Raw genomic sequence first — 9,713 nt, 5'->3', positions numbered from 1 at the left:
CGGCCCCGCCATCCGGCCCGCCGCACGCGCCTCCGCGCGGATCCTGATCGAAGCGCGTTCGCGCACGCCAAGGCGTCCGTACGGCCCCGCGTGATCACTTACCGCGATAGGGTCGCCACTTTTCGGCAAGCGAGAGTTGTGAAAACCGTTGAGACACGTCACGGAGGTCCCCCGATGCCCTACCTGACCCAGCTCGCCGACGTGGCCAGGCGCACCGGCCATCCGGTGACCGAGGTGGCCGGGTGGAAGCGCCGCGGCCACGGGCCGCAGCCGGAGGTGCAGGGGATCGTCTGCCACCACACCGCCGGCCCCGCCGGCGGCGGCGACTACCCGTCGCTGGGCGTGGTGCGCGACGGCCGCCCCGGGCTCGACGGCCCCCTGTCGCACTTCGGGCTCGGCAGGTCCGGCCGCATCTACGTCATCGCGGCCGGCCGCTGCTGGCACAACGCCCCCTCGACCTCGCCGCGCCACGACAACTCCAGCTCGCTCGGCATCGAGGCCGAGAACGACGGCCGCCAGCCCTGGCCGCAGGTCCAGCTCGACGCCTACCGCCGGTTGTGCGCCGAGCTGTGCCGTGAGTTCGGGCTGCCCGCCGCGCGTGTACGGGCGCACCGGGAGGTCAACACCTCCAAGCCCGACCCCCACTCCATCGCCATGACCGAGTTCCGGGCGGCCGTCGCCGCCCTCGTCAACGGCGCCCCCGCGCCCGACTCCTGGACGGAGGAGATCATGAAGGAACTGCCGATGATCCGGCCCGGTGACGACAACTTCGACGTCAAGACCGTCAGGGGCTGCCTGTTCGCTCGCGGGCACGTGCCGCCCACGGCGTACGCGGAGATCGAGGAGGGGCTGGCGGGCTGGCTGGAGTCCACCAGGTGCGACGACGGGCTGGTGGCGCTGGTCCGCGAGTTCCAGCAGGCCAAGGGCCTCCCGGACGACGGGCTGGTCGGGCCGCGGACGTGGGCGCCGCTGCTGCGCGTGTAGCCGCCTCAGGACGCCCGCCCGGTGGCGGGTAACGGCTCCGCCGAGGGACGCAGGCCGGACAGCAGCAGGGCCAGGCAGCGGCGGGTGTCGGCGGCGGCGCCCCCGCCCGGGTGCACGGTGGCGAGAGTCATCACGACGACGGCGGCCAGGTCGCGGACGACCAGGTCGGCGCGTACCCGTCCCTGCCGCTGGGCCCTGGCCAGCAGGGGGGCGCAGCGGTTCCATGAAGCGTTCGGCGACGTCCACGTCGAAGGCGCCGGGCTCCTTCGCCGCCGCCCACGCTGTGGAGCGTTCCTCCCATGCCCACCGCAACGACCGCCCCCGAGCAACGATCTGGTCAGCGAGCATCGCCAGCTAGGCGAACTCCGGCGTCGGATACGGCAGCGACTCCGCCGCGGACGCGACCCTTGCGGCCCTTCATCCGGAGGAGGGCGAGGGTGTTGACGCCGTCGTGGAAGCCGACGTCGGCGACGGTGGTCAGGCACAGCTCGGTGGCGCGGGCGCCGAGGTGGACCGGACGAGGGCGACGGCGCACAGCGGGCCGAGGCGCTCGTCGGCGCGGCGGCGGCGATGAGGGCGGCGGCGTCCATCTCGGAGAAGCCGCGCGGCTCGGTGTTGTTCTCGATCTTCGGTTTGTCGGCGTCGTCGACGGGGTTGACCTGGATGGCGCCCATCTTGCGGAGGAAGCCGTACCAGGACGACACCGCTGAGAGTTTGCGGGCGATGCTGCGTTTGGTGGACGGCTTGCCGGTCTTGGGATGGGCGGGGGTTCGCTCCAGATGGCGGGCGTAGGAGTTGACGTGTGTCCAGTGGACGGCGAGGGGGTAGAGGCCGGCGGCGTGGGACCAGGCGAGGTACTGGTGTACGTCGCGGCGGTAGGCGGCGCGGGTGCTGTCGGAGAGCGGGCGGTTGGCGAGCCAGGCGTCCGTGAAGTCGGTTAGCTGGTCGATGGTGGCGAGTGTGCCGGTGTGGCCGGTTCGGGGGTCGATCAAGGTCGCGTAAAGACGCTGCCAAGTAACACAGCGCAAGCGGCGTACATCATCGGAATTATGCGCGCGATCGGCAGGCGCTCCAGGACCCGATCAAGCGCGCCCCAAGCGACCGTCAAGCACACGTATATATGAGGGGCCCGCTGCAAGCGGCTGCCCGGTAACGTCCCTTGCGCGTCGTTACTGCTTGACTTGTAGATACGCTCGATAATGTCGCAATTGGCATTGCTTGTTCGTTTCTGCTTCGTCCCCCAAATAAAGATCGTCATTTCCCCCGCACATCACAACAGCATGGTGCGAACCGGCCAAAGGGGGCGGACGATGAAGGTAAGCCACAACATCTCGATTACCGGGCGCATCACCGCATTCACCGGCATGGTGTCGGCGTTGCTGTGCACACTGCTCGCCGCCGTCCTGATGGTCGCCATCCACCGCTACGCCACCAACGCTCTCAGCTCAGAGATCCGCGCGGACGGCGGACGTGTCGTCGTCACGGTGGAGGACCAGGGCGGCGTGACGGGCCCTCTCGCGCACCACCCCCGCCGCAACGTCCAAGTCGTCGACAGCCGGGGCCGGGTGGTCCAGTCCACCCCTGCGCTGCGCGGCAAGCCGCCGATGGCGGCGTTCGTCCCCGACGGCCAGAACATCAGAGAGGAGGTGGTGTGCGGCGGCGTCTTCGGGTCCGGCCAGTGCGCCATCGTGGTCAGCCAGTCGGTGCGCCGGCCGGAGGGACGCTGGACGGTCTACGCCTCCTCCCCGACGGTGCCCTGGTGGGTCTCGCCCTGGCTGGCCGCTCTGGTCGTCGGATCGGCAGCTCTGCTGGCGGTGGTCATCACCTTTCTCGGCAACCGGATCGTCACCGCGTCGCTGCGGCCGGTGAAGGCCATCCGCAACCAGCTGGACGCGATCAACGCTTCCTGCCCCTCGCGCCGGGTGCCCGTACCACCTGCTCATGACGAGATCCATGAGCTGGCCGTCAGCATCAACCACACCCTGGGCCGCATCGACGTGGCGATGACGCAGCAGCGGCACTTCGCCTCCGACGCCTCGCATGACTTGAGAAGCCCCATCGCTGCGATGCGCGCGGAGGTGGAGGACGCTCTGCTGGCGCCAGAGGAGACCAGCGTGACCACGTTGGGCAACACCCTCCTGGTCAGCCTGAAACGGCTGGAGTCGATCGTCTCCGACCTGCTGACCGTGGCCAGGCTGGACGCCGGCGAGGCTGCCGCGCTCGTTTCGATCGACCTGGGCGAGCTCGCGGCCGAGGAGTGCCGGACGCGCCACCAGACGACCAAGATCTTCACCTGCGATCTGGAGCCGGGCGTGATGGTGCTGGGCGACCGGATGCGCCTGGGCCGGCTGATCACCAACCTCCTGGACAACGCCGAGCGGCACGCCGACAGCACGATCACGATCAACGTCCGGCACGAGCACGACGAGCGGTTCCCGCACGGCGCCGCGGTGCTGGAGGTGATCGACGACGGACCGGGCATCGACCCGGACAAACGCGAGCTGGTCTTCCAGCGATTCGCCCGTCTGGACGCCGCCCGCAGCAAAGACGCGGGAGGCAGCGGGCTCGGGCTGGCGATCGCCCGGCAGATCGCAGAGGCGCGCGGCGGCAGCCTGCGGATCGAGGACAGCGACCGGGGCGCCCGCTTCGTGCTTCGGCTGCCACGCTCTTGAGCGCACGCCTCCGGCTTCGCGCTCAAAAGGAGGCCGTGCGTGGGTAGCCGACGCCGCATCGTAGAGAACGGACAAGCCCACCACCCTGGCACGAAGGTTCCCCAGAGTGGCATATACGCATGCGACTCCGGCTGCGGCCACAGCACCGACGTCAAGGGCCACGTCTTCCCTCCCCTGCCTCAGGGCTGCGACGGGACGGGATGGGTCCTGCGTACGGCGACGCCCACAGACGGCGGGTAAGGCGGACCTGTTGCGGAGCATGTTCGTCGTGACGCTGCTGCTGGCCGTCGGCGACTGCCTCTACTTCATCGCTCCGGGCCTGCTCCAGGAGTAGCCGCCTTCACCCGGCCGGGCTCCGGAGGATGTCACCGCGTTCGGCCGATCGGCGGCGGGGCCGGGCATAGTTGACGACCATGACGACGATGCTGCGCGGCGGCGGCCGATGGACGCACCGCATCTCCTTCAGCTGGGCCGACGGACTACCCGGCCGTTCCTGCCGGGCGGCCACCTGTGCACGTGTACCGAGCAGACGTCGCATGGGTGGCATGTATGTCCCCGCGGCGCCCAGTGGATCGAGCGCGAGCCGTCGCAGCCGGAGCGGCCGTAGACTTTCGGTGTTCACCCGGTGCATCTATCCGGTCACGCTGCGGGTGACCGGGCGCATGTCGTCCTTCGCTTCGATCTGGATCTTCGGTGGGACACCGGTCGTGATCCGCCACGTCGGCGTCGTCAGGTCCGAGATCAGCAGGTCGTCCGGCGGCAGCGTGACCTCCGGACGAACGCCGGATCGAGGAGTTCGCGCATCTGCCAGTACGCGGCGGAGCGGGTGTAGTTGAAGGAGAACTCCCCATCGCGGGTCCTGGCTCGGGTGCCGGCGGAGCCGGTGAACGCCAGGACCGGGACACGCAGCTCCCGCAGCCGGTCCACGACGCCTCCGCCGACGCCGACGGAGTCGACGACGGGGACCGGCCGGTCGCGGCCTTTGCCACGCGCGGCCAGCAATCCGTGGCGGGCGGCCAACAGGGCGACGGTGGCGGCCAGCGCCTCGGTCAGCGCCCGCCCGGCGTCGCCGCCGTCGCGGGCGCCGCGCAGGCGCGGCTCGACGGTCTCGGCGACGTACGCCGATAACGCGGCCCGGATCACGCCGTCGCGGTCACCGAAACGCCGGTAGACGGTGGCGATGCCGATCCCGGCCCGCCGGGCGATGTCGTCGAGGGACGCCGCCGGGCCCTTCTCGGAGAGCACGGCGATCGCCGCGCGGGCGACCCTGGCGGAGTCGTGCCGCGCGTCCGCCCGTCGTACCTGCTCGCGCACACGCCGAACGCCGGCAGCCCGCCGCCGGCGTCACCAGGCGACGGGGAGCGAGGTCAGCCCGTACACGACGTTGAACGAGCGGAACTCGGCGGGCGGGCCGGCTTCGCGCAGCCCGGGGAAGCGCTCGAAGAGGGCCGGGAAGGCGACGTGCATCTCCATCCGGGCCAGCGGCGCCCCGAGGCAGTGGTGCACGCCGTGGCCGAACGCGACGTGTCCCATGTCTCCGCGGCGGATGTCGAGCCGGTCGGGGTCGGGCACCAGCGCCGGGTCGCGGTTGGCGGCCGGCAGCGCGCACAGGACGAGCTCGCCCGCCGGGATGCGCAGGCCCGCCAGCTCGACCTCGGTCGTGGTGATCCGGAGCACGCCGGAGTGCACGATGCTCAGCCAGCGCAGCAGCTCCTCCACGGCCGCGTCGATCAGCTCGGGCTTCTGCCTGAGCAGGGCGAGCTGGTCGGGGTGGCGCAGCAGCGCCAGGGTGCCGATGCCGAGCATGTTGGACGTGGTCTCGTGACCGGCCAGCAGGAGCAGGGCGCCGATGCCGGCGAGCTCGTCGGTGCGCAGGTCGTCGCCGTGCTCGCGGACGAGCATGCCGAGCAGGTCGTCGCCCGGCTCGGCCTGGGCGCGGGCGACCAGCTCGCCCATGTAGGCGCGCGACTCCATCTGGGCGGCCACGCGCTCGCGGGAGGGCAGCGACAGGTTGAGCATCTTCGTGGTACGCCGCTGGAAGTCGTCGCGGTCTTCGTACGGGACGCCGAGCAGCTCGCAGATCACCAGGGACGGGATCGGCAGGGCGAAGGCCCGTACGAGGTCCACCGGAGGCCCGGCGGCCTCCATGGCGTCGAGGTGGTCGGTGACGATGTCCTGGATGCGCGGTTCGAGGCGGCGCATGCGCCGCATGGTGAACTCGGGGGTCAGCATCCTGCGCAGCCGGGTGTGCTCCGGCGGGTCGAAGGACAGCAGGTTGCCGGCCCGCAGCATCGCGACCTGGTCGTCGGTCAGCTCCGGCACGTCGGGCGGGCGCAGCGCGGACCGGTGGGCGTTGCTGAAGCGTGTGGAGTCGCCGAGAACCTCCCGCACGTCGGGGAATCGGGTGACCACCCAGGCGTCGAGACCGAACATCGTGCTCACCCGCCGCACGCCCTCTTCCTCGCGCATCCGCGCGAGCTCCGGGTCGGGATCGAACTCCGAACGCCGCATGTACAGGGGCAGGACCGGTGAATCGCTCATCTCATCTCCTGACACGACCGACGATCGGATCTGCGCAGGTCATCGCAGAAACCGATAGTAACCCTCTCACTCCCCTCCGTTCCCGACCGGCCCCACCAGCACCTCTCCTCCGCCGCCGCGCACACCGGAGACGACGTCCCACGCGGTCACCGCCTACCCTCCACGAGGGGGGCGGCGAGCCATCGGTCGAACCACGCGCGGGTGCGCCGGAGCAGGTCGATCTGGTGGTGACGTTCCTGGATCGCGTGGCCTTCTCTCGGATAGACGACGAACTCGTGCTCGACGCCGAACCGGCGCAGGGCGCGGTGGAAGTAGGTGGCCTGGCCGATCGGCACGTTCGTGTCGTCCTCGCCGTGCAGGATCAGCACCGGGGTGCGGATCCGCGAGGCGTACGAGATGGGACTGACCTCGTCGTGCCGGTGCGGGCCGCTGCCCTCCCAGCCGCAGCTCCCGCCGAGCCCCGCCTCCAAGGTCCCGCCTTCGCCGGTCGCGACGAGCATTCCCCAGTCGCAGATGCCGGCGCCCATCACCGCGGCCTTGAACCGGCTCGTCTGCCCGACGGCCCAGGCGGTCATGAACCCGCCGTGGCTCCATCCGCCGATCCCGAGCCGGTCGGGATCCGCGATGCCGTCGGCGATCAGCATGTCGATGCCGCTGACGATGTCCGTCCATTCGTCCATGCCGACCGCGCCCGCGACGGACGCGGCGAAGGCGGGTCCGTGGCCCTCGCCGCCCCTCGGATTGGGCAGGAAGACCGCGTATCCCGCAGTCGCGAGCCACTGTCCCGACGGGATCACACCGAGCGCGAACTGGTCGGCGTACCTCCCGTAGGGGCCGCCGTGCACCAGTGTGACGAGCGGGAACGGGCCGTCGTGGCGGCTTCGCCCGGCGGGCAGAATCAGCAGCCCGTCGAGGTCGAGGCCGTCCGACGCCTGGTACGCGAGACGTTCCTGGGTTCCCCACCGGACCGCGCGCAACTCCGGCCTGGTGTCGGTGAGCCGGGCAAGCCGATCGGCGGGCGGCCCGGCGTGGACGTTCATCGGCTCGTACGACGTGCTCGCCAGCGCCGCGACGACCTCGCCCGAGTCACTCACGGTAAGTGAGGCGGCGAAGCCCGCCCTGCGCGATGTCCGCTCGAACCGCCGCGTTTCCGGATCGAGCCGGTAGATCGCGGTGTCGAGACCGTCGGCGAACAGCGCCAGCGGTGGCCCGCTCGCGACCTGTGCCAAGCCGGTAGGGCAGACCGTCATGCCGCTGGTCAGGATGCGGTGTTCCGCCGCGGCGCCGGTCTCAGGCACGGTCAGGTCGAAGACGGCGCGGCCTCCGACCGGACCTGGCGGGGTCGTCGCCAGGTAGGACAGGTGCCAGTCGCCGCCCGCGTTCCACCAGGTCGGTGCGGACGCCTCCAACGCGGCCTCGCCGAGATCCCGCACCTTGCCGTTCTCCGGGTCGACCACATGCAGTCGGCAGCGGAAACTGACCGGGTCGAGCTCGGGGGTGGCCCAGCTCAGCACGGCGAGCGGGCCGCCGTCCGGACGCTGCGCCAGATCGACGACGTGCCTGTCGCCGAGTCCGTCCACCACGCGGAACCGGCCGGTGCTCAGGTCGAGCAGGCGCAACCGGCCGTAGGGCACCCCCTCTCCCCACACCTTGGCGTCGTCGCGTTCCGCCTTCCTGCGCTCGGCCTCCTCGGTCGGCTCGTCAGCGGCGACCACCGCGACCGACCGGCCGTCGGCAAGCGGAAGATAGTCGAAGATACCGCTCCTCCAGGTGGTCAGCGCCTCCGCCGCCCCACCGTCGAGCGGTATCCGATGGATCTGGGTGGTGCCCCGCTCGATGCGATCGGACCCGAAGAAGAGCGACCTCGAATCCGGTGCCCAGCGCGGGATGAAGTCTTTCGCCGTACCCGGAGTCAGTCTCCTGGGCGGTGAGCTCCCGTCAGTGGCGGCCACCCAGATCGCACTGCTCGGATGCGTCTGCGCCCGCCCGATCGCGGTCACCGTGTAGGCGACCCGGCGGCCGTCCGGCGAGATCACCGGGTGCAACGGCACGGCGCCGTCCACGACCAGCTGCGGCGTGACCTTACTCATCAGATTCGTCCTCCGGCATCAGCGATGGTGATCAGTACACCATGGCGATCATTTGTCCGGTCCGTACGGTCGACGCCCTGATGCGCCATCGCACTGAGACGGAGATCAGCGCCGGACATCCTCGCCTGTCATGAAGCCACCTCGCTCACACGAGCAAGTGACGTCTTGATTCGAACGCGTTCAACTCGCGCTAGGCTCGTTCCACATACCTGGGGGAACCTGATGAAGATAGTGATACCCGGGGGAACCGGGCAGGTAGGCACGATCCTCAACCGCGCGCTGACCACCGCAGGCCATGAAGTCGTGGTCCTGACCAGACGGCCGCCGCGCGACCGCGAAGTCCACTGGGAGGGTGAGACCCTGGGTCCGTGGGCGGAGGAGATCGACGGCAGCGACATCGTGATCAACCTGGCCGGACGTAGCGTCAACTGCCGCTACACCCCAGCCAATCTGCGGGCCATGATGGATTCGCGCGTGCACTCCACCCGGACGGTGGGTGAGGCGATCGCGGCCGCCGTGCGGCCGCCCCGGGTCTGGCTGCAGATGAGCACCGCCACCATCTACTCCCACCGCTTCGACGCGCCCAACGATGAGGCGACCGGCGTGCTCGGCGGCACCGAATCCGGCGTCCCTGGCTACTGGGCCTACAGCGTCGAGATCGCGAAAGCATGGGAACGGGCGCAGGAGCAGGCCGACACCCCGCACACGCGCAAGGTCGCCATGCGCTGCGCCATGGTGATGAGTCCCGATCGCGGCGGCGTCTTCGACGCCTTGCTGCGGTTGGTTCGACTGGGCCTGGGCGGCCCGGTCGCGGGCGGCGCCCAGTACGTGTCCTGGATCCACGACCGCGATCTCGTCCGCGCCGTCGAGTTCCTGGCCGGCAGGGACGACCTCGCCGGCCCGGTGAACCTCGCCGCTCCCGCTCCCCTGCCACAGCGCACGTTCATGCGCGTGCTGCGCGCCGCGTGGGGTGTGCCGGTGGGGCTGCCCGCGACGAAGTGGATGGCCGAGCTCGGCGCGTTCGCCCTGCGTTCCGACACCGAACTGCTGGTGAAGAGCCGTCGGGTCGTCCCCGGCCGCCTGCTCGAAGCGGGCTTCACCTTCGACCACGCTCAGTGGCCGGAGGCCGCCGCCGACCTCGTACGGCGCGTGCGCGGACGAACGCGGCCCAGCCACACGGTCGCGCTTTGACAACCAACCGGTCGGCCGCCATTTTCACGGCGGGTCCGGCCAGGACGGGGCCGAGCCGCACGGCGGCCCAGGAGACGAGGTCGATTGCCGGACGTCAACAGCGACGGCGTCCTCGTCCATGAGTACGACGATGAGCCACCCCTGTGCACCGCCGACGTGGGCCGGGCATCCACGCCCGCCGGGCCGGCTCAGCCTTCAGGCGGCCCGGTGGGCGGGGGTGCGCGCAGTCAGGTGG

At 70.6% G+C, this 9,713-nt stretch carries 7 protein-coding genes; 3 read left to right on the top strand and 4 right to left on the bottom strand.

Annotated elements, in window-relative coordinates; genetic code table 11:
* The first annotated feature begins 174 nt into the window (after positions 1-174).
* Complete coding sequence (locus E1286_RS43215) at positions 175-984, top strand: peptidoglycan recognition protein family protein (RefSeq protein ID WP_132622585.1); 810 nt, start codon at positions 175-177, stop codon at positions 982-984.
* 5 nt (positions 985-989) lie between these two features.
* Here E1286_RS43215 and E1286_RS43210 read toward each other — a convergent pair whose 3' ends face one another.
* Positions 990-1,976, bottom strand: coding sequence for an SbtR family transcriptional regulator (locus E1286_RS43210; protein ID WP_165970178.1), 987 nt, complete (start codon positions 1,974-1,976; stop codon positions 990-992).
* 318 nt (positions 1,977-2,294) lie between these two features.
* Here E1286_RS43210 and E1286_RS43205 point away from each other — a divergent pair, with 318 nt between their 5' ends.
* Positions 2,295-3,656: a sensor histidine kinase gene (locus E1286_RS43205; RefSeq protein ID WP_246075657.1), complete on the top strand. Its 1,362-nt coding sequence runs from the start codon at positions 2,295-2,297 to the stop codon at positions 3,654-3,656.
* Positions 3,657-4,397: 741 nt separating this feature from the next.
* Here the strand turns inward: E1286_RS43205 and E1286_RS49650 are convergent.
* The 3 genes from E1286_RS49650 to E1286_RS43185 all read right to left on the bottom strand — a co-directional run bounded on the left by E1286_RS49650 (position 4,398) and on the right by E1286_RS43185 (position 8,287).
* The gene (locus E1286_RS49650) at positions 4,398-4,970 is read right to left on the bottom strand and encodes a helix-turn-helix domain-containing protein (RefSeq protein ID WP_132622577.1); all 573 of its coding nucleotides are present in this window, start codon (positions 4,968-4,970) and stop codon (positions 4,398-4,400) included.
* 30 nt (positions 4,971-5,000) lie between these two features.
* The gene (locus tag E1286_RS43190) at positions 5,001-6,197 is read right to left on the bottom strand and encodes a cytochrome P450 (protein WP_132622576.1); all 1,197 of its coding nucleotides are present in this window, start codon (positions 6,195-6,197) and stop codon (positions 5,001-5,003) included.
* A 146-nt stretch (positions 6,198-6,343) separates the two neighbouring features.
* The gene (locus E1286_RS43185; protein WP_132622574.1) at positions 6,344-8,287 is read right to left on the bottom strand and encodes a S9 family peptidase; all 1,944 of its coding nucleotides are present in this window, start codon (positions 8,285-8,287) and stop codon (positions 6,344-6,346) included.
* Between the two features lie 222 nt (positions 8,288-8,509).
* Here E1286_RS43185 and E1286_RS43180 point away from each other — a divergent pair, with 222 nt between their 5' ends.
* Positions 8,510-9,478, top strand: coding sequence for a TIGR01777 family oxidoreductase (locus E1286_RS43180; protein WP_132622572.1), 969 nt, complete (start codon positions 8,510-8,512; stop codon positions 9,476-9,478).
* Positions 9,479-9,713 lie beyond the last annotated feature (235 nt).

It is taken from the genome of Nonomuraea terrae (assembly GCF_004348995.1).
In the GTDB taxonomy this organism is placed as follows: Bacteria; Actinomycetota; Actinomycetes; order Streptosporangiales; family Streptosporangiaceae; genus Nonomuraea; species Nonomuraea terrae.
Note: the sequence above shows the minus strand (reverse complement) of the source record. Positions and strands in the feature narration are given on the sequence as shown.

Coding starts and splice junctions, on each gene's coding strand:
- E1286_RS43190 (WP_132622576.1), bottom strand. CDS start 6,197: ATGAGCGATTCACCGGTCCTGCCCCTGTACATGCGGCGTTCGGAGTTC.
- E1286_RS43180 (WP_132622572.1), top strand. CDS start 8,510: ATGAAGATAGTGATACCCGGGGGAACCGGGCAGGTAGGCACGATCCTC.
- E1286_RS43215 (WP_132622585.1), top strand. CDS start 175: ATGCCCTACCTGACCCAGCTCGCCGACGTGGCCAGGCGCACCGGCCAT.
- E1286_RS43185 (WP_132622574.1), bottom strand. CDS start 8,287: ATGAGTAAGGTCACGCCGCAGCTGGTCGTGGACGGCGCCGTGCCGTTG.
- E1286_RS43205 (WP_246075657.1), top strand. CDS start 2,295: ATGAAGGTAAGCCACAACATCTCGATTACCGGGCGCATCACCGCATTC.